At 66.1% G+C, this 351-nt stretch carries 1 protein-coding gene and 1 pseudogene; both read left to right on the top strand.

Annotated features, from left to right (window positions below; translation table 11 throughout):
• Positions 1 to 179 (top strand): annotated as a pseudogene (locus C1J00_RS44375) (dihydrodipicolinate synthase family protein); the annotation flags it as partial.
• Positions 180 to 220: 41 nt separating this feature from the next.
• Positions 221 to 351, top strand: a 131-nt coding sequence (locus C1J00_RS47535) for a dihydrodipicolinate synthase family protein (protein ID WP_180989950.1), incomplete at its 3' end; no start/stop codon positions are given.

Below are 351 nucleotides of genomic sequence, written 5' to 3'. Positions count from 1 at the left end.
CGACACCCTTCGGCCGCACCCTCTGCGCGATGATCACCCCGTTCACCCCCTCCGGAACCCTCGACCTCGACGGCGCCCAGCTCCTCGCCGCCCACCTGGTCGGCAATGGCTGCGACGGCCTCGTCCTATCTCGTAGCAGGACCATCTCGCAGCAACTCTTAACAACATCCGGTAGCAAAATTAAGTGGAGCTACATGGTCGGCAGGCCGACACTACCCCCATGACGACACCCTTCGGCCGCACCCTCTGCGCGATGATCACCCCGTTCACCCCCTCCGGAACCCTCGACCTCGACGGCGCCCAGCTCCTCGCCGCCCACCTGGTCGGCAATGGCTGCGACGGCCTCGTCCT

The sequence above is a fragment of the Streptomyces cahuitamycinicus genome (assembly GCF_002891435.1).
GTDB lineage: Bacteria > Actinomycetota > Actinomycetes > Streptomycetales > Streptomycetaceae > Streptomyces > Streptomyces cahuitamycinicus.
The sequence above is the reverse complement of the archived record's forward strand: the minus strand, read 5'-3'. Positions and strand labels throughout refer to the sequence as shown.